We start from the raw sequence: 19508 nt of genomic DNA, 5'->3' as shown, positions 1-19508 counted from the left end.
TAGGCAGCCACTTTGGGGCGAGCCTCTAAGATCATGGCCCCAACGTCGTGCTTTACCGGGCAGGTCCACTACCTGCCCGACGCGCCGCAAGCTTACGGGGCCATGATCTCTCGCCCCAAAAGCAGCTCCAGCCCAAAGCCGCTCCACCGACCTGAGAGCCTTCCCCTAGGTCTCACTCGATCGTGGCCTCGGGGCCCAAACCGACTTAGAGGTCCGGTCCCCTTCGCAGTAATCGCACCAAAATTGTCCGTCAAGACTGCCCTCCCAACGGACAATCGCCTTGGAACAGCCGGCACAGCTAACGATGCGGTACCGCTCGACAGGAGATTCATCCGGACGATATCTCCCACAGAGCATTACTGACGATTCACGCAATCTTCGATCTTTCTTGCGCTTCTCAGTCTCGATACGGTCAGCTTCAGCTCGATCCCACGCGAACCCCCAGGACTGCAGCTCAGATGCCCGCACCCCGCAAGCCTCAGCAAACGAGATCACGAAGTTCCGTTGCGGTCGTCCCTTCAGGTTGAGAACCCGCCCCACAGTTGCAAGCGGAAGCCGACCGTGACCGCCGAGTCGATCATCCAGATCTCTGTAAGATCGACATCCGCCTTTCTTGTAGATGCCTACTAGCGCCGCGTGAAGCTGCACATAATTCTGCACATAGTCGATGTGCACGGCCTTGCTGGCCATACTTCCAACCGAAGGCCCGAATACGCTCCCCCTCGCCTTGACCCATAGCCTCTCGGCCTCCGAGGCATCTGCACCACAAGCAACTGCAAACTCCCGGACGACGTCCCATCGAGGCAATGTCTTTCCTGAGGCAGCACGCCTCAAAGTGTCGTCGCTGCAGCTTGTGTGACGCGATAACTGCTCGTACGTGTATCCTGCCTTCTCACGCCAAATGCGGAGACGACTAGCAAGGCTGTACAGCTGCTTACTACGCGCCTCTATGGGTTTCTCTCGCCGCCCCACAGCTAGATACCACCTGGGCTCGCAGCTAGCGACAGAAGACCACAAAGGCGCCACCTGTTCACCGCGCGTTTCGAAATCTCGCAGATGCCGCTGACAATGATCAACACGCCTTCGATCGAGAGATCCCACCGGGCGTATCCCACCAACAGCAGAATCACGATCACTACAAGGATCGCTTCAGGAATCGAGATCGAACTCTTCTGCCCGACACACTCAGAAACATCACCTTGAGATGCCATCACTACCTCTTCCCCAATCTGGCTTGTCCGGCCACCTCACTACGGACAGGGCGAGTTTGGATTCCCCGCTCGGCGGCGTAGGTCGATTCTGGCAGGTAAAGGCGACGAACCCTAGTTGGATAGATGGGTTCCCGCAGCGCTGCATCGCCCAGGCCGGGGAGCACTGGCAAACCTGGGCTCTTCCCAGCAAAGACCTGGTCAGGCCAACCTTCGCACCACAGATTCCCGCATCCTTGTGCCGATCGGGCGAGGGCATCCAGCCTCATGTCCCCGCCGATTCATGGCTGAGTGTCTAACTGCATGAAAACCCGCCGTCCGCCGACGGACGAGCGTGGATGCCTACGGACCATCAGCGCAGATGCGGACCACACGAGCCCAAGGCAGAGCCCCGCCCAAGCTACTTTTGGAGGAAAGGTCCCTGCGTAAAACCTCCTGCCCGTAGCTGATCAGCGTGCACACGCCTGGGCGCCCACGAGGTGCCGCGCCCTCCTTCGCCGGACCAGGGACGGACCGGTAGCTCAACAGGAAGGCCTGTCTCCGAGGGGTCCGCGCCCTACGCTCCGACGCCCCCACGGGAGGTCCGAACCGCTGGCAGGGCTATTCGGGTTCGTGAGGCTGTGGCTGGCACCTGGGACCAGTCCCGCGGAAGCACCCATGAGTTGCCTGCCGCCGAGGCTAGATCGCACGTGCGGCACGGAAAACGCCTGGTCTCACACTCTGCATCTCTGGGACCATGGGCAGAAACTTTCCGGGGAGGGAAGCAGTATGACCGCGCCACAGGGCATGTTTGACGGATTCGAGGCCTACCGCACACCTGCCGATCGCGACTACCAGCGTGTTCTACGGCATGGCCTCGTTGTCCTAGACACCAACGTGCTGCTCGATCTGTACCGCATGAATGGGCGCGTCCGCGAGGACATGCTGACCGTCCTCAAGACGATCGCCGAACGCCTGTGGGCACCCCACCAAGTGCTGGTCGAGTTCTGGCGCAACCGACAGAGCGAAGAGCTCATCACTTACCACGACAAGAAGGCTTCCACCGCGGCAGAAATCTTGAAAAGCTCCATTAATCGGTCACGCAGTGCTCTGGATGAGTGGGCTAGAAACGTCCACATAGGCGATAACACCGACATCGTCTCACCGATGTACGAGAAGCTTGATGGTGCCGAGAAGCTATACCAGGACATCGAAGAGAGGCTGGAGCGACAGGCAGCTAAGGATAGGGTTCCGGGGATCCGCAACACCCACACCGATCCCGTGATCAACGCCTTAGAGCAACTCCTCGACCAACGCGTGGGAGTCCCCTACTCTCCACAGCGGCACGCTCAGGAAGTGCAGCGAGCTAAGGAAAGAGCTGACCAGCAAATACCACCGGGCTACAAGGACTTTGAGAGCGGAAAGAAGGAGGACGAGGAGGCAGCCGGCGACTATCTGGTCTGGCGTCAGATCATGGATGCTGCCCAGAGTCACGAGAAGGATATCCTCTTCGTCACTCGGGACTTGAAGGAAGACTGGTGGCGGAAGGCTTCGACCAAAGCCGTTCGGCTTCCGCGTATCGAGTTGGTGAATGAGCTGCGTGATCTCACTGGGCTACGACTCTTCATGGTCGAGCCTAGCACTCTGATGCAGCAGGTTAGCAATGTCTTCCAGCTCGAAAAGCAAGTCGACCGGAACTCGGTCGACGCCCTGCGACACCTGGAGGCAGTCGAAGCCGACGCCGACGCGTTGCGCCACGCCGCAACCCGCTCGCGCTTCCGGCTAGCCAAGGTCCCCGGGGGTCGCAGCAATGACTACGTCGAGACGCTATGGCTCATGGCCCAGCTGGTCGAGGAGAACCCCCACCTGAAAACCTGCCTTAAAAAGTTCATGGAGTTCTTCACGAGTGTCACTCTCGAGCCCGAGGCGCGCAAGAGACTAATGAACCTGGTATCCCTCGGCCTGTCTGTCGTGCGGGGAGAGCAAATCCTGCTCACCTCCCACGGTCGCAAGTTCGTAGAGAGCCGCGACGCCCAATTGCTGCGGAGGCTATTCATGGATCGGATCCTGGGAGCTCAGGAGGCCCGTCAGATGCTTGCTGAAGGGGCCTCCGTAGCTGAGGTAAAGCAATTGCTGGACGAGCAGCCCGATCTAGACCTGAGCGTTACCCAAAGTGAGCTTCTTCTGCGGTGGATGGGGAAGCTAGACCTTTTGCCCGCCTGACCACGCGCAACAGAATCCTGAAGCCTGGATCTCACCGGAAAATTTCGCCGCGGAAGTGCAGCGATTAGGCTGTCGTCTGCCTACGGCACACAATCTGGTCCCCGTTCGTACGCTTCGCGCAGCATATGCTCGCCCGGCAGTTGTCCGAGGAGGCACTGTTGAGCCCTGGGCCACTACCGCAGAGGGCATAGCCCAGGGCTGTGGACAACGCCTGTGCTACAACTGTTCAGGCAGGCCGATCTTGCTTTTGGGGACGATATTATTGGTGTAGTCACGGCATTCGCCATCGCCGATGGATCGGGCTTCGACAATCGCCTCGCGCAGCACCTTACGGTCCTTTTCGGTGGGGAGCCCACCAACCATGTGACGGAGAATCTTGATAGCGGTTTCGCGCCCCTTGATGCTGATTCGTTTACCATTGATGTCGTAGAGGACTCCCCACCAGGGATTCTCGACAGCATCCAGCCTAAGTGCACCTCGGCGATCAAGAGTAGTCAGCTTGGCGAAGATATGATCCAGCGACATACCCTCGGCATGGAGTAGTCCGACCGCCTGGGCCAACGCTTGCTGGCCTACTGGCCGCAACAGCAGGTGCCCGTATCCAACGCCGGTTTTGTCCTCGTGAGCGAAGCGCCTGTGGCGAGCTACTGGCTCGCCAGCAGCGATTGCACGGAATGTCGGTAGTTCCGCGATGTGATCCCACAAAGCGGTGTAGTCAGCTACGCCACGGGCAAGACCGGCCTTCTCGGGACGACGTGCCAGTTCCTTGCCCTTAGTTGCCCAACCGGCATAGTCGTTGTGTGCAAGTAGATAAGTCCTCGCCATCCATGTCAGGGTCTGCAGCGTGGTGATAGGGACAGAGCGTGACGAGATGGTGCTGTTCTTGAAGTTAACGGCGCTCTTGACACGCGTGAGGAAAGGATGGCCCACCGCCACGCGTCGCGCGACGATAGCAAAGCCGTCATCCTCGTCCAGCTGAGCAATCTCACCCGGAGTCAGGGGAGACGCCTGCTTATTGACGTGGGTGAACGTGGTACGGACTCTCAGTTGGGCATCCGCCCGCGACTCCCCCTTGAGGACCGCCGGAATGATCTCAATGCCCATCCGTTCGTCACCAAGCTGCTGTAGCTGCGCCTCGTCGAGACCATTTTCAGCGACGAGATCGTCCAGGCTCAGCATCTCGTCGCGCTTGACCTTTCGATCTTTGTCCCTGACGTCTAGACGGCCAGTGCTGATCAGCTCGAGAGCGGCCTTGATGCCGATCACGCGGTGCTGCCCGTCGAGCGCATACAGTCGCGATTTGGCACTCAAGTCGATCAGTCCCAGGCGCCCGCGAACGTCGAGACGCCGGAAGGCGATGGATGCCTCCTTGGCGCATCCCTCTTCGTCCCACATCTCGCTATCCGGATCGTCAACCCAAGGCTGACTGAGCACGGCCAGAATAGGCGGGAACTTGTGTGTGTCGCGCTCGATGAGATACTTGGCGAGCACTGCTTCCCGGGACCAGTCGATCGATCGTTGAGAGATGATCTCAATGCTTTCCTCGTCGATCCGCAACTTGCCCGTCTCCTTGTCGATGCTCCTCTTAAGCAGCGGCATGGTGTCGGTCAGGTTGACCTGGCGGCGGATCCACTCGAGGGAGACAGAAGCGATGTAGGAGGGCGTCCCGCCCATGTGGGCAACCTCGACGAACAATGCGTCTTCCCGGGAGATGGAGGTCTCGAGGAGGTCGGCGATCACTTCATCGTGTTTCCTGCGGGCCTCCGCGATCGCTTCGATGTCCGTGGCACGGCTAGGGGGAATTTGCGTGTCCATTGATGCTCCAGTGCGGTGGGCGGTCAGGTCGACAGGGAGTGCTGGGCGTAACGCGTGCGATTGAAGCGCGGCTGGAGTTGGCTGATGAGGTCACGCTCCGCCTGATCGAGCATGTCCACTTCGACCTCCGCATAGTGCAACTCCCGCTCACCAGAGCGGTGCAACCAGTCACGGAGCAGGCGATTGGTCTCAAGATGCACCTGGTGACGGTTCAGTCGACCAGACAACGACTGCCCCTTCCCCACGTACATCCAGGTCCGCGTGATGGCCAAACCCCGCAGCTCACTGAGCTCCGCGTAGGCGTAGACACCGGGGACGTCCGGCACCACCTTGTGTGCCAGCGCGACCGAGCGCGTGCTGTGCCAGACAAGTTTTTGAAAACTTCCCCGAGTTGACATGCCATCAGCATGACAGACGAGCCATGACTGGGTCAATTTTTAAAAACATACACCTTGCGACGACAACACGCTTGACCTGGCTAGTACCTGACGGCCAGGCGGGCGAGCCAGCAGGGTGTTTCGTCTGCTTAGGTTCAGCCAGCACTGGATGCGACCTGTGCGCCGCACTCGGACACCACGACACTTCGCGTCCTGAGTCTTAGCCACCGGCACTGATCCCGCTCCGCCCTCACCAGATGTAGCGACGATGCAGGCGGGGGCGATCTCCCAAACGGAAGATCCATCGCCCTCCGCAACTGTGGACCATTTCGTAGACGGGTATCAGATGACTGGCAAGTTGTGGTGCCATGACCAGGTAGAACGACAGAGTTAAGCCCCGTCCGGAGCTGTGTGCGCGAGCACCAACGGGGACTCGCGGTGTAGTGAGCTCGGTGATCACAGCTTGCAAGCTGATCTCAGGTTGCGCCAGGCGTAGAGCCGCACAGCCGAGAGGCAGCGAGCGTGAGAGCACTGCTGTGTTCCCTAGCAGCCCTGATCCTTTCGATCTCAGCTCTGATCGGTTCATGAGGAGTTGATCACCTAGGCTCCGTACGCGCGGTCTCGGCCTTGACGCCAACGCCCGCGCGCTCCGACACCAGGAGCGTGTTGTTCAGGACGAATCGGAGCCCGCACCAGATGCACACCAGATGGGGCGGTAAATAGCGGTCAACGACGGGCGCTGCGGCAGGCACGGCAGCTTGCCGTCAGTGCTCGTTTGCGCTGGTCAGCGCCGTGATCCGTGTCGACCGCCCGTGATCCCCAAGCTCAGGTCCTGCGCCTTGCCGCTCAGTGCGAGGAGTCGAAGCCAGCACTACGATCGAGGTGGAATGGGCGGCCCGGAGCTGCTGGGGCCCAGCCTGCGCGAAGAGCGAGCTCGATCGCCTCGGCAACGTCGGCGGGCAGGACAGGCTTGGCCTCGCGCCCGACCCAGTTGCTCGGGTGCGGCTGGTTGGTCATGACTACGAGCGTTGTCCCGGGAGCGTCTGCATGCTCGACCGCGAACGTGCACGGTGACCAGGCCAGGCCCTGGGAGTAGGTCGGCCTGCGTTGCAGACGCCAGCGGTAGGCCGTGCCGTCGACCACGATCCGTCGTGATCCCTTGCGGACCAGTGCCATAGCTCCCCCCTTCAGTAGCGAAAATGCTAGCGAGCCCGGCACCGCCGTCCGTCTCAGTTTCCGTCTCATTCAACGCCGTTCACGGCCGTCCAGGCGAGACCAGAGAAGGTGGCCGCTCAGACGACCGACCGCGCATGAACGCAGGTGAACGACCCTGCCCATAGCCCCGCAAGACACCAACAGACTTGGAAAGCGTGTTGGGGGCAACCCCTCACGAGTTCGAATCTCGTATCCTCCGCAGCCGCCCGCGAGGGCAACCCGAAGGGCCCGGACCGAGTATTGGTCCGGGCCCTTTGTGGTCTTCCGGATCGGGCCGGGGTCAGTGGAGCCGCGTGATGGGCGAGGGCGGTGGTCAATCGCCCAGGGGCGCGAGGACAGTCGGGGCGGGTGTGGGTGCGGTGGGCTTGCTCGGCGGGCGGGTGGTGGTCAGGAGGAGTGCTGCCAGGATGGCCTGGACTCCGATGATCATGGCCTGGGTCACGGGGGTCTTGACGTCCAGTAGGACCATCGTCGTGTTGACCGCGAAATGCACCGCGATCGACGCGATGACGCCGGCAACGTTCGTAGGCGCAGGCGGTGAGCATGGCCATCGGGATGGTGCTGACGGCGAAGAGCACACCGCTCGGGGACTTCAGGCCCAGTTCGTTCTGGACGGTTCCGTCGATGAAGAACAGCGGCAGGTGCCATACGGCCCAGATGACGCCCAGCACCAGGCCGACCCGGAAGCGACCCATCGACGCGCGCATCCTCGGGTAGGCGGTGCCGCGCCAGCCTGGCTCTTCGGACAGCGGGCCGGAGATCACCATGCCGACGAGGAACGCCGCGGGCCCGCCGGCGTCCCGCATCACTTCCTTGGCGTCGTTCCAGCTCAGCGCGGGGCCGCCCGCCGCGTGTGCCAGTAGTGCGGCCGACAGCACGGTCGCCGAGGCCAGCGTCAGGAGCAGCGGCGCCCAGGACAGGGTGGTCCACCGGAACCGGACCACATGTTCAGGGGCGGGCTCGCCGCGGCGGCCGCGGCGGACCCGGATCACCAGGGCACCTATCAACGGGCCGAACGCGCCGAAGAGGTAGGGCAGGACCGTGGGGGTCTGCGTCGCCGATCCGCCGAGTCCGACCGCCGTGAACCAAGACGCCCAGCTCACGCCGAAGGCGATGACCATGAACAGGATCAGGTCGCTTCGGTGGCGGTCGGGGGTGGAGGGGGCCGAGGAGGATGCGGGGAGAGTTGTAGCAGGCATGCCAAAGTTTTCCGGGTGTCAGGTGTTCGTAGGTGGTCTTGCGGGCGCGGGTGGTCTTGCGGGCACGCGGGCGCTCGTGCGCCGGGTTCAGGAGGAGTGAGTTCGCCCCTCGGCGCGCAGCTGCCCGGAGGTCGCGCCCAGTTGGCGGGCGAGCCATGTGGTGATGAGGTTCAGGAGGGCGGCGTCGACCGGGTCGCGCAGGAGGCGGCCGTAGGAGCGGAGGGTGTGGCGCCCGGGGTCGCGGCGCAGGATGTGCGTGAGGTCGGGGATGCGGTGGATCTCGGCCCCGCCCGGCACCAGTCGGCGCATCTCGTCCAGGTCGGCGGGGTCCACCTGGAGGTCCTTGTCGCCGGTGACGGCCAGGACGGGCGTGTGGATGGCGATGAGGTCGTCACGGGTGTCGTGGACGAGGTTCTCGCGCATCCAGCGGGCGTTGACCGGGAATCCGGCGATGCGTGCCACGTCCGTACGGGTCCTCTTGATCCGGGCGAGGACCCGGCTGCCCAAGGCCCCCAGGGGTCGGCGCAGGAGGCGGACGGGGGCGGGCAGGCCCTGAACGATCGAGCGGGCCTGCCAGCGCAGGGCCTCCTCGCCCAGGCGGGCGTAACCGGCCAGCAGCACCACCGCCCCCACGTCATGACGCGCGGCGAGGCTCATGGCGTGCAGGGCGCCTTCGCTGTGGCCGATGACGCCGATGGCGGCGGGGCGGACGGCGGGGTGGTCGGCCAGGGCGCGCAGGGCGGCGGCCGCGTCCTTGTAGTTGTCGGTGAAGCCGGTGGCCCGCCAGGCGCCGGGGGTGGCTCCCGTGCCACGCCGGTCGTAGCGCAGCACGGCGAGACCCTCCGCCGCGAGGGCGGCGGCCAGCGGTCGGCCGAGGTTCATCCGGACCTTACGGCTGTTGCCGTCGCGGTCCAGGGGGCCGGAGCCGTGCAGGAGCAGGACGGCGGGGTGCGGGCCGGGACCGACGGGCAGAGTCAGGGTGCCGGCCATAGGGGTCCCGTCCGCCGCGGTGACCGTCATGTCGATCTCGGGCAAGGCTCCGCCTCTCATTGTTCTCAACTACGAGAACGTTATCAGATATGAGAGCATTGGAGTCATGCCAACCGCGAACCTCCTCCTCCACCCCGTTCGGATGCGCATCCTGAAAACCCTGGTCGGCGCCGACGAGCTGACCACCGCGCAGCTGCGCGACCGGCTGCCCGACGTTCCGGCGGCCACGATGTACCGGCACATCGCGACTCTCACCCAGGCGGGCATCCTGGAAGTGGTTCACGAAAGGCAGGTTCGCGGCACCGTCGAACGCAGCTACCGGGTACGCCAGGACAAAGCCGTCGTGGACGCCGACGCCCGCACCGCCATGACCAAGGACGATCACCGGCAGGCCTTCACCGTGTTCACCGGAGCCCTGATGGCCGACTTCGACCGCTACCTCTCCCGCGAGGACGCCGATCCCGCCCGCGAAGGTGTCGTCTACCGACAGGGCGCGGTATGGCTGACCGACGACGAATTCGCCGAACTCGTCGAGGAAATCGAAGCCGCCGTGGCCCGCCGCACCCACACCACCCCGGGTGACGGCCGCACCCGCCACATCGTCAGCTTCGTGCTCGTACCCGACAATCCCACCGCGGCCGACGCCGATACCGACGCCGATACCGGGGCCGGGGCCGATACCGGGGCCGGGGCCGATACCGGGGCCGGGGCCGGGGCCTGAGCGACCCGGCAGCGTGCTGTCGAAAAACGCTTGGTCGGCCGCCCTTCGTGGGCGGTACGTTGGCCCGCATGACCAGCTGTCGAAAGGGCCATGCCGCGTAGGCGCCCGTCAGCCCTGCGGGACGATATTCCGGTCCGTCTTCTGAGGCGTCGGCGGTATCCGCCGATCGACCGTCTTTCGGGGGCCTGCGCCGCCGATCTGCGTCGGCTCGAGCGCACCCGTTTCTGGCCCGAGGCGATCGAGGAAGCCTTCTGGCACTGGAGGGCCCTGGCCCACGGTCCGCTCAGAGGAGTGACCGACGCTTTCTGGGGGCCTCGGTGCGAGATGTATGAGTGTGGCTGCGATCCCGGATCTTTTCGCGACTTCCTCGAGACCGCGCTCCACGCCCTGCCCAAGAAGAGCGCGCGTGAGCTGCGGGTGCTCGTCTGGGCCCTCGATGCCAAGATCACGGCGAGGGCCAGGATCGTTCGTGTGGACGCTCCGGACAGTCGGTGGTGGCGGGGGATGTACGAGGTGAGGTAGGTGCCGGTGCACCCGCTCAGGCGGTGCGGCGGTCGCGGGTCAGATAGAGGGCCGTGGCGGTGGCGATGGCGGTGAGGCCGGTGACGATGCTGACCAGGATCTGCGCGATGCCGTCGAAGGCGAGGCTGGAGGCGACGTTGACCATGACGGCGAGGGCCAGGACCAGCCAGAGCAGGGACTTCATTTCGGGTTCCTTTCGGAGGGGCCCTTGGTGGGCCGGCGAGTCGGGGGTTCCAGCGGTCGGGTTCCAGCGGTCGGGTTCCAACGGTCGGGGGTTCGTTTGCTGAGGTCTACGATTCCGCGTTCGCCTCGCCCGCTCGATGGGCCACTCCCCCGGATCCGTGGTGTAGCGGGCTACACCCCCGCCGATTCACCTACCGGCCTGCGCACTCCGCTCCCGCCGGCCCGGCCGGTCGCTTAGCCTGACGGCCATGCGGGAGACGGTGCGGCGGGCGGGGTGGGCCTCGGTCGAGTTGCTGCGAGCGGCCGGGCTGGCCCTGGCCTCGTACTTGTCCATCGGGGTGGTGATCTTCGCCGCCGTGGCCATGGCCACCGTCGTGGGGGCCGGGGTGCTGCCCGAGTCGGTGCTGTTGCTGCGCAGGACGGCCGGGTACAAGCGGCGGCTGGTGGGCGCCTGGACCGGGGAGCCGGTGCCCGAGGCGTACCGGCCGCTGACCGGGGAGGCGTTCGCGCGGGCGCGGGTGGCGGTCGGGGATCCGGCCACGTACCGCGATCTGCGCTGGCTCGTGGCCCACGCGGGTTACGGCTGGCTGCTGATCTGCTGTGCGATGCCGGTATGGGTGATCGGGCTGCTCGTCGACGGGGTGTGGTGCGGGCTGCTGAAGCAACGGGCCGTAGTGCTGCCGTTGATCGAGCGGCTCGTCGATCTCGACGCGGCGTGGTCGCGGGCGCTGCTGCTGCCGTCGCCGGAGGCGCTGCGCAGCGCCCGGCTCGCCGAGCGGGTGGAGGAGCTGTCCGAGACCCGGGCGGGTGCCGTCGCCGCGCACGGGGCGGAGCTGCGGCGCATCGAGCGGGACCTGCACGACGGTGCGCAGGCGCGCCTGGTGGCGCTCTCGATGCGGGTGGGGCTGGCCCGGCGCGCGTACGAGAAGGACCCCGACGCGGCGCACAAGCTGCTGGCGGACGCGCAGGACCAGGCCGAGGAGGCCCTCACCGAGCTGCGCCATGTCGTGCGCGGCATCCATCCGCCGATCCTCACCGATCGCGGACTCGTCGGCGCCGTACGGGCGCTCGCGGCGGGCAGCGGGCTCGAGGTGTCCGTACGGGACGACGGGGTGGAGGACGGGCCCCGGGCCCCGGCGGCGGTCGAGGCGGCCGCGTACTTCGTGATCGCGGAGGCGCTGACCAACGCGGCCAAGCACAGCGGGGCGCGACAGGCGTCGGTCGGCCTCGTCCGGATGCCCGATAGGTTGAGGGTCGCGGTACGGGACGAGGGACGGGGCGGGGCCGATCCCTCGGGCGGCAGCGGGCTGCTCGGCATGCGGCGCCGGGTCGCGGCGCTCGACGGGACCGTGGAGATGACCAGCCCCGCCGGGGGACCGACGCTGATCGAAGTGGAGCTGCCGTGCGTGTGGTGATCGCCGAGGACAACGCTCTGCTGAGGGAGGGCATGGTCCTGCTGCTGAACTCCGCCGGGCACGAGGTGGTGGCCGTCGCCTCCAGCGGCCCCGAGGTGCTGCCCGCCCTCCTCGAACACCGCCCGGACGTGGCCGTGCTCGACGTCCGCATGCCGCCGGGCTTCCGCGACGAGGGGCTGCGCGCTGCGCTCGCGGCGCGGCGGGAGATGCCCGGTCTGCCCGTGCTGGTGCTCTCGCAGTACGTCGAGGAGACCTACGCGGCCGAGCTGCTGGCCGACGGGGCGAGCGGGCTCGGCTATCTGCTGAAGGACCGGGTGGGGCGGGTCGAGGAGTTCTTGGACGCGCTGGAGCGGGTGGTCGCGGGCGGTACGGCGCTGGACCCGGAGGTGGTCAAGGAGCTGATGACGCGGCGCCGGGACGATCCGGTGGACTCCTTGACGCCGCGCGAGCGCGAGGTGCTGCACCTGATGGCGGAGGGCCGGGACAACGCGACGATCGCCGCGACGCTGGTGGTCTCGGAGCGCGCGGTCAGCAAGCACATCGGCAATGTCTTCGCCAAGCTGGGCCTGCCGCCGAGCGACAGCGGGCACCGGCGGGTGCTGGCGGTCCTGGCGTATCTCAACAAGGGGGCGGGGCAGGGCGCGTCGTAACACGTGACGGACGGTGGGGCGGCGGGGCAGGGCGCGTCGTAACACGTGACGGACGGTGGGGCGGCGGGGCAGGGCTCGTCGTAACACGTGACGGACGGTGGGGCGGCGGGGCAGGGCGCGTCGTAACACGTGACGGACGGTGGGGCGGGGCGAGTGCGTCGCCCCGCCCCGCCCGCTCAGCTGTACCGCACCCAGAGCTCCCAGCGGAGGGCCTTGACGCACTTCCACGCCAGCCACCGGCCGTGGAGTTCTCCGTTCGCCCCCACGCTCTTGCACTCGCCCAGGGTGACGTAGCTGTCGTACTTCTGCGTCGGCTCCTCCGCGACGGTCCGGGGCGCGGTGATCTCGGCATCGGCCGACGTGGCCTGCGCCGGGACGGACATCGCGCCGAGGGCGATCACACCGCCGAGGGCAACGGTCGCGAGAGTGTGACGGATACGCATATGCGCTCTCCTCACCAGGAGTTCGGGAGTCGGCGACGGCTGTCGCACGGCTCTTGGTCGGATCGGGAACGAACCTGCTCCGGCCGTCGGGGCTCAGCAAGGGCGAGCCGCTGTCCCGGACAGGCCGGAGGATGTCCGGCCTGGTGGCGTGGGTGTCCGGATATGTGTCCCGTACGGCGGTCGCGGTCCGCCCCGGCCCTGGCTCCGGACGCGGCCCGTCCCCAGCCCCGTCCCCGGTCCCGTCCCCGGCCGCCCCTAGCGCCCCGCCGCCCGCGGATACCGGCCCCGCAGCGTCGGCCACACCGGTGGCAGTGAGCCCGCCGCCGCGGTGGCCACGACCACCGAGACGATCGCCGCGGCCTGCACCGGCGGCAGGTACGGCAGCGTGCCCGCCATGGCCGTGCTGAAGGCCAGCAGCGGTACGGATGCCACGACCGCCCCCACCACCAGGCCGGTCACCACCGTGGCCGCCGCCTCCAGCCGTAGCATCCGGCGCAGTTGGCTGCGGCCCGCGCCCGCGAGCCGCAGCAGGCGCAGCTCGGGGCGGCGGCCGGTGGCGATGAGGGCGAGGGTGCTCAGGACGGCGATCACCGTGAAGGCCCCGATCGCCGCGACCACCGCCACCGACACCACCTCGGCCAGCGCCTGGCCCGCCGCCTCGCCCTTTACGGGCGCCGGGTCCGGCTCCACCCGGGCCCCGGAAACCGCCCGCGCCAGCGCCTTCGTGAGCGCCTTACGGTCGGCATCGGGCGCGGCGGCGACCAGGATCCGTCCCGCGCCGGGCATCGACGTGTGGCGCAGCAGCTCATCGCGGGAGAGGAGGAAGTCCCCGAGCGCGATGGAGCGTTCGTACGTCGCCACGACCCGCAGCCGCGCCTCCTGGCCGTCCCCGAACCGCAGGGTCACCGTGGAGCCGGGCCGGGCGCCGAGGGAGTCCGCGCGGTCGGCGCCCACGGCGACGGTGCCGGGGCGCAGCCGGGCGAGGTCCCCGTTCCGCACGCCCGGGTCGAGGGTGCGCGTCAGCCGCTCCGGGGTGACGCCGAAGACGGGCAGCCGCTCGAGTTCCGGCGCGCCGAGCTGGCTGCGCGCCAGCAGTACCGTGCCGGGGACGACCTCCGTCGCCGCCCGCACCCCGGGGAGCTCGCGGATCCGCTCCACCGCACCGGCCGTAAGGCCGCCGTCCGCGTGCACCGCGAGATCGGCGTGCAGCACCTGGCGGGCCTGGGCATCGCCCGCGTGGGTCATCGTCGCGCCCCCGGAGAGCTGCACCCCGGCGAACGCGGTGACCAGCACGATCGGGGTGATCGCCGCGCCCAGCCGATGGGCGGACGCGGCGCAGTTGGCGGCGGCCAGGCGGCCGCCGGGTCCGAACAGCCGCAGCGGGGCGCCGAGCAGCCGCATCGCCCCCTCGGCGATCCACGGTCCGAGCACCGCGCAGCCGATCACCATCGTCACCGCCGCCGCACCGGCCGCGGCCGCCGCGGTCGCGCCCTGCTGGAGGGCGGCCGTTCCGGCCGCACTCGCGCCCACGCCGAGCAGCACAAGACCGGTGATGCCCCGTGCCCTGCCGGGCGGCCGTTCGCGCAGCGCCTCCGCCGGGCGCGCGTTGGCGGTCCTGGAGCAGCCGATGAGCGCCGCGAGCCGGGCCACCAGGGCGGTGACGGCGGCGGTGACCAGGGGCGCGGGCCACAACAGCGGGGGCAGCGTCAGCTCGAGTCCGGTGGGCAGCGCACCCCGCGCGTCCAGCAACGCGCGCAGCCCCAGGTACGCGGGGGCCGCCCCGGCCGCGCCCACCAGCGCCGCCCAGGCCGCGACCCGCCCGACCTCCCGGCCCACCGCACCGCGCAGCTGCCCAGGCGTGGCACCGACCGCCCGCAACAGGCCCAGTTCATGGGAGCGCTGGCGCAGCGCCTGGACGATGGTCGACGACACGACGAGCAGTGCCACGAGGACCACGGCTCCGGCCACCGAGCCGAGCGCCGCCAGCAGCTCGCCACGGGCGGGCGCGGCGGCCAGGAACTCGGCCTCGCCACGCGCGCTTCCGGTCAGGACGCGCACGGTGGCCGGGTCGCCGTCCGCGCGCTGCCCGACGTCGGTGACACCGGCCGTGTCCAGGGCCTTCCGCACCCGCCCGGCCAGCTCCGCCTGGTGCGTACCGGGTTCGGCGACGACCCCGATGGCGTCCAGGGTCTCCGGGTGGCCGGACAGACGCCGGGCCTCGGCTCCGGTGAACCACACGGCCGTACGGGGGCCGTCGGCGATGCCCACGACGGTGTACGCCGCGTCCCGGCCGTCCACGCGCAGCGTCAGCGGCCCGCCGAGGCGGCCCGCTCCACGGCCCACCACCACCTCGTCCGCACGCTCCGGGGCGCGTCCCGTCCGTAGTGCGTACGACGCCAGGCGGGCGGTCTCCCAGGGGTGGCCGGTGGCGGACCGGCCCGCGAGGCCCACCGGGAATTCCACGTCGGGCAGGGCCGTCCGCACCCCGGGCACCCCTCGCACCACGCTCAGCGCCGTCCGGGGGATCCGGACCCGCTCGGTGAGCCCGGCGCTCGCGGTCTCGCGTTCGCCCAGGGACGTCGCGCTGAAGCGGGTGGTCTGGTCGCCGGCCACCACGAGATCGGCCCCGGCGTACCGCTCCACCCGTGGATGCGCGCTCCAGGCCGAGACGAGGGTCAGCCCGAAGGCACCGAGCAGCAGGGAGGTGAGGGCGAGCGCGGCGAAGACGGCGATCCACGCCTTACGGTGGGCACGAGTGGCGCGAGCGGCCAGTAGGGCGGCCACCTTCATGCGGTCCGCCCTCCCAGGTCCTTGAGGACGCGGCGGATGTCGGCGGCCTCCGGCCGTTCCTGCCGCCGGACCAGCTTCCCCCGCATCAGGAACAGCACCTCGTCCGCCCAGGCGGCGGCGAACGGGTCGTGGGTGACCATGACGACCGTATGGCCGTCACGGTCGACGGCCTGCCGCAGCAGCGTCAGCACCTCCTCCGCGGCGGCGGGGTCGAGCGCCCCGGTCGGCTCGTCGGCGAAGACGATGTCGGGCGAGGTCACCAGCGCGCGGGCGATCGCCACCCGCTGGCTCTGCCCGCCGGACAGTTCGTACGGCATGGCGCCGCCCCGGTCCCCCAGCCCGACCGCGGCGAGCGCCCGCAGCTCCCGGCCGTCGGCGCTGTGGCAGCCGAGCAGCAGCGGCAGGGCGACGTTCTCCGCGACGCTCAGCGACGGCACCAGGTGGTGCGCCTGGAAGACGAAGCCGATCCGCTCCCGCCGCAGCCGGGTCAGCCCCGCCTCGTTCAGCGAGGACAGCTCCGTGCCGCCGATGCGCACCGCGCCCGCCGTCGGCCGGTCCAGCCCGGCGGCGCACTGCAGCAAGGTCGACTTCCCGCACCCCGAGGGGCCCATCACCGCGAGGAACCGTCCGCGCGGCACCGTCAGATGGATGGGGTGCAGCGCCACGACCCCCGGCCGGTACTCCCGGGTGACCCCGTCCAGGGCCAGCGCATGGTGCCAGGTCCCCGTCCGCTCCGCGGTGGCCGTCGTACGGCCGCGCCACTGCCGGTTCATCTCTCCGCCCCTCTGTCGCGCCGGGCGGAACAAACGGGTCCGCCGGTCACGAAGAACGCTAGAAACGGGCGCGGGCGGGCGGGAGAGAGCGCGGTCCCGGACCGGGAGGGGTACGGCCCTCCGGCCCGGTGGTGGAGCTGGCTCCACCACCTCTCGATCTCCGCAGGTCCGCCGCGGCCCGCCGGCGGTCCGAAGCCCCGGTCTTCCACGGCTCTCCCCCCGGCCTTCCGCGGCTCTCTCCCCCTCCCGGTCTTCCGGGTTCGCGGGCGACTCCCTGGGCGCGCCGCCGTGGTGAACCCCGCCGGGGACAAGATCCTGGACCCCCACAGGACCGGCATATGAGACAGAAGCCTACAGAGAGGCACCAGCCACCCATGGACGTCAGCGCCCGTATCGAGGCCGTCTACGCGCAGATCGTGCACCGCAACCCCGGGGAATCCGAGTTCCACCAGGCGGCGCGCGAGGTGCTGCCGGCCCTCGCCCCCGTGCTCGGCGCGCATCCGGAGTATCTGGAGGCCCGGATCGTGGAGCGGCTGTGCGAACCGGAGCGGCAGCTCGTCTTCCGGGTGCCGTGGGTGGACGACGACGGCGAGGTCCAGGTCAACCGGGGCTTCCGGGTGGAGTTCAACAGCGCGCTTGGCCCCTACAAGGGCGGCTTGCGCTTCCACCCCAGCGTCGATCTGGGCATCGTGAAGTTCCTCGGCTTCGAGCAGATCTTCAAGAACGCGCTGACCGGCCTCGCCATCGGCGGCGGTAAGGGCGGCGCGGACTTCGACCCCAAGGGGCGCTCGGACGGCGAGGTCATGCGGTTCTGCCAGTCCTTCATGACCGAGCTCCACCGCCATCTGGGCGAGCACACCGATGTGCCGGCCGGTGACATCGGGGTGGGCGCCCGCGAGATCGGCTATCTCTTCGGCCAGTACAAGCGGCTGACCAATCGCTTCGAGGCCGGTGTGCTGACCGGCAAGCCGGTCTCCTGGGGCGGTTCGCCCGCGCGTACCGAGGCCACGGGGTACGGGACCGTCCACTTCGTCCAGGAGATGCTGCGCACCCGCAAGAGGGATTTCGACGGCCTTACGGTCGTCGTCTCCGGTTCCGGCAATGTGGCCCTCTACGCCATCGAGAAGGTCCACGCGCTCGGCGGCCGGGTGGTGGCCTGCTCCGACTCCTCCGGCCATGTGGTCGACCCGGACGGTATCGACCTCGCCCTGCTCAAGGAGATCAAGGAGGTCCGGCGGCAGCGGATCTCCGCCTATGCCGACACCAAGCCGGGCGCCGTCTTCTCCGGCCGCGGCTCGGTCTTCGAGCTGCCCTGCGAGGTCGCGCTGCCCTGCGCGACCCAGAACGAGCTGACCGAGCAGAGCGCGATCGCCCTGGTCAAGAACGGTGTACTGGCCGTGGCCGAGGGCGCCAACATGCCCTGCACTCCGGCGGCGATCGAGATCTTCCGGGAGGCCGATGTGCTCTTCGGCCCCGGTAAGGCCGCCAACGCGGGCGGTGTGGCCACCTCCGCGCTGGAGATGCAGCAGAACGCCTCCCGCGAGCGCTGGACCTTCGCCCAGACCGAGGCCCGCCTCGCCGCCGTCATGACCGAGGTCCACACCCTGTGCCGGACCACCGCCGACCGCTATGGCTGCTCCCCCGACGACTACGCCCTGGGCGCGAACGCCGCCGGATTCGTACGGGTGGCGGAGGCGATGGCCGCCCAGGGCGTCGTCTGAGCCGGTCCGCCGCCGGAGGCGCTGAGCCGATCCGCCGGAGGCGTCCGAGGCGATCCATCCGTCGCAGGCGTCCGAGCCGATCCGTCGGAGCCGCTGAGCGGGTCGGACGACCACGGGTCACACCGACGGCACATCCGGTCACGCCGACGGCACGTCCACCGCCTTGCGCACCGCGCCCAGCACCGGCTTGCGGAGCAGCAGCAGCGCCGCGTCGTCGTGGAGCCGGCCGCCCACATGGGACAGCAGCTCGTCGTGGAGCGAGGCGAGGGTGCGGGAGGGCTCGTCGCAGATGTGCCGCGGCACCCGTTCCAGCAGCGGGAAGTACTCCCGGCCGCGGTCCCGCGCCTCGATGACCCCGTCGGTGTAGAGCAGCAGCTGGTCGCCCTCGGCGAACGGCACCACCTGGAGGCTCGGCAGTTCGCCGCCCAGGGAGGCCAGCCCGAGCGGCGGGGCCGGGCGGGTGGGCTCGACGGCGAGGACCCCGGTCTCGCCGACCAGCAGCGGCGGGGCGTGTCCGCAGTTGACGAGCTCCATACGGCCCTCGCTGGGGTATCCGGCGACCACGGCGGTGACGAAGTCGTCGGGCGCCAGGTTGCGGGACAGGCTGCGCTCGATCCTGGCGACGACGTCGAGCAGGTTCGGCTCGTCGTAGGCGGCCTCGCGGAAGACGCCGAGCACCAGGGCGGCGGTGCTCACGGCGGGCAGCCCCTTGCCGCGTACGTCGCCGACGATCAGCCGGACCCCGTGCGGGGTCGGCAGCAGGGCGTAGAGATCGCCGCCCACCCGCGCCTCCGCGGCGGCGGCGCTGTAGCGGACCGCCACCTGGAACTGGCCGACCCGGGCGGGCACCGGTGTGAGCAGGGCGTTCTGGGCGGCCTCGGCGACCGAGCGGACGGCGGCGAGTACCCGCTCACGGCGTCTGCGCAGGGCGCTGGCCCCACAGCTCGCCAGGGCCACGGCGGCGGGCGTGGCCAGCATGATCGCCTGGGTGCGCATCAATTCGTTGCCCTGGGTGCCCAGCAGCGCGCCCACCGCCACGGCGAGCACCCCGATCCGGATCACTCCGTGCGGCCCGTAGTGGGCGGCGGCGAGCGCCGGGCCGACGGCGAGCAGTGGCAGCCAGGCCAGCCCCTCCGAGGTCACGAGGGCGAGCAGGGCCACACCACAGATGATGATGACGGGGACCGCGGGGCCTATGAGCCCAGTGCCGTCCGGTTGGTCCGGGTCGTACGGGCGGAGTCGGGCCGGGAACATGACCTGCTTCGCTGCTCTCTCTCCACGGGG

Annotated in this window: 17 protein-coding genes; 5 read left to right on the top strand and 12 right to left on the bottom strand. The window is 68.7% G+C overall.

Translation table 11 applies throughout. From position 1 onward, the window contains the following. Positions 1-165: 165 nt before the first annotated feature. Together NP777_RS48790 and NP777_RS44480 are read right to left on the bottom strand one after the other, a co-directional pair. Complete coding sequence (locus NP777_RS48790) at positions 166-972, bottom strand: helix-turn-helix domain-containing protein (RefSeq protein WP_391858698.1); 807 nt, start codon at positions 970-972, stop codon at positions 166-168. A 2-nt stretch (positions 973-974) separates the two neighbouring features. After that, a complete protein-coding gene (locus NP777_RS44480) occupies positions 975-1211 on the bottom strand; it encodes a hypothetical protein (protein ID WP_256655901.1) in 237 nt (78 codons plus the stop codon). 765 nt (positions 1212-1976) lie between these two features. Here NP777_RS44480 and NP777_RS44475 point away from each other — a divergent pair. Further along, positions 1977-3410, top strand: a complete 1434-nt coding sequence (locus NP777_RS44475; protein WP_256655900.1) for a PIN domain-containing protein — start codon at positions 1977-1979, stop codon at positions 3408-3410. A 216-nt stretch (positions 3411-3626) separates the two neighbouring features. On the opposite strand, the gene NP777_RS44470 is transcribed toward NP777_RS44475, so the two are convergent. From NP777_RS44470 to NP777_RS44450, 5 genes are all read right to left on the bottom strand, one after another. Further along, positions 3627-5225 carry a DGQHR domain-containing protein gene (locus NP777_RS44470; protein WP_256655899.1) on the bottom strand — a complete coding sequence of 533 codons (1599 nt, stop codon included), beginning with the start codon at positions 5223-5225 and terminating at the stop codon, positions 3627-3629. 23 nt (positions 5226-5248) lie between these two features. After that, positions 5249-5623 (bottom strand): GIY-YIG nuclease family protein, encoded by a 375-nt coding sequence (locus tag NP777_RS44465; RefSeq protein ID WP_256655898.1) that lies wholly within the window; start codon positions 5621-5623, stop codon positions 5249-5251. A gap of 825 nt (positions 5624-6448) precedes the next feature. Next, complete coding sequence (locus NP777_RS44460) at positions 6449-6778, bottom strand: hypothetical protein (RefSeq protein ID WP_256655897.1); 330 nt, start codon at positions 6776-6778, stop codon at positions 6449-6451. A gap of 116 nt (positions 6779-6894) precedes the next feature. After that, positions 6895-7938: a CPBP family glutamic-type intramembrane protease gene (locus NP777_RS44455; protein WP_256655896.1), complete on the bottom strand. Its 1044-nt coding sequence runs from the start codon at positions 7936-7938 to the stop codon at positions 6895-6897. 165 nt (positions 7939-8103) lie between these two features. Beyond that, positions 8104-9051 (bottom strand): alpha/beta hydrolase, encoded by a 948-nt coding sequence (locus NP777_RS44450; protein WP_256655895.1) that lies wholly within the window; start codon positions 9049-9051, stop codon positions 8104-8106. 61 nt (positions 9052-9112) lie between these two features. On the opposite strand from NP777_RS44450, the gene NP777_RS44445 reads away from it, so the two are divergent. Next, positions 9113-9727, top strand: coding sequence for a helix-turn-helix domain-containing protein (locus NP777_RS44445; RefSeq protein ID WP_256655902.1), 615 nt, complete (start codon positions 9113-9115; stop codon positions 9725-9727). Between the two features lie 538 nt (positions 9728-10265). Here the strand turns inward: NP777_RS44445 and NP777_RS44440 are convergent. Next, on the bottom strand, positions 10266-10433 hold the full coding sequence (locus NP777_RS44440; RefSeq protein WP_256655894.1) for a hypothetical protein: 168 nt from the start codon (positions 10431-10433) through the stop codon (positions 10266-10268). Between the two features lie 247 nt (positions 10434-10680). Between NP777_RS44440 and NP777_RS44435 the strand changes: the two genes are divergently transcribed. Continuing rightward, a complete protein-coding gene (locus NP777_RS44435) occupies positions 10681-11847 on the top strand; it encodes a sensor histidine kinase (RefSeq protein ID WP_256655893.1) in 1167 nt (388 codons plus the stop codon). Continuing rightward, positions 11835-12497 carry a response regulator transcription factor gene (locus NP777_RS44430; protein WP_256655892.1) on the top strand — a complete coding sequence of 221 codons (663 nt, stop codon included), beginning with the start codon at positions 11835-11837 and terminating at the stop codon, positions 12495-12497. Before NP777_RS44435 ends, NP777_RS44430 begins: the two co-directional genes overlap by 13 nt. Before the next feature lie 176 nt (positions 12498-12673). Here the strand turns inward: NP777_RS44430 and NP777_RS44425 are convergent, their stop codons facing one another. The 3 genes from NP777_RS44425 to NP777_RS44415 all read right to left on the bottom strand — a co-directional run bounded on the left by NP777_RS44425 (position 12674) and on the right by NP777_RS44415 (position 16503). Then, on the bottom strand, positions 12674-12940 hold the full coding sequence (locus tag NP777_RS44425) for a hypothetical protein (RefSeq protein WP_256655891.1): 267 nt from the start codon (positions 12938-12940) through the stop codon (positions 12674-12676). Between the two features lie 255 nt (positions 12941-13195). Beyond that, positions 13196-15730, bottom strand: a complete 2535-nt coding sequence (locus NP777_RS44420; protein ID WP_256655890.1) for an FtsX-like permease family protein — start codon at positions 15728-15730, stop codon at positions 13196-13198. After that, positions 15727-16503: an ABC transporter ATP-binding protein gene (locus NP777_RS44415; protein ID WP_256655889.1), complete on the bottom strand. Its 777-nt coding sequence runs from the start codon at positions 16501-16503 to the stop codon at positions 15727-15729. Before NP777_RS44415 ends, NP777_RS44420 begins: the two co-directional genes overlap by 4 nt. Positions 16504-16877: 374 nt before the next feature. Here NP777_RS44415 and gdhA point away from each other — a divergent pair, with 374 nt between their 5' ends. Further along, entirely contained in the window at positions 16878-18224 is a 1347-nt protein-coding gene (gdhA, locus tag NP777_RS44410) for an NADP-specific glutamate dehydrogenase (RefSeq protein ID WP_256655888.1), read from the top strand. 138 nt (positions 18225-18362) lie between these two features. On the opposite strand, the gene NP777_RS44405 is transcribed toward gdhA, so the two are convergent. Then, positions 18363-19478, bottom strand: a complete 1116-nt coding sequence (locus NP777_RS44405) for a PP2C family protein-serine/threonine phosphatase (protein ID WP_256655887.1) — start codon at positions 19476-19478, stop codon at positions 18363-18365. Positions 19479-19508: the final 30 nt, after the last annotated feature.

It is taken from the genome of Streptomyces rugosispiralis, from assembly GCF_024505145.1.
GTDB lineage: Bacteria > Actinomycetota > Actinomycetes > Streptomycetales > Streptomycetaceae > Streptomyces > Streptomyces rugosispiralis.
The sequence above is the reverse complement of the archived record's forward strand: the minus strand, read 5'-3'. Positions and strand labels throughout refer to the sequence as shown.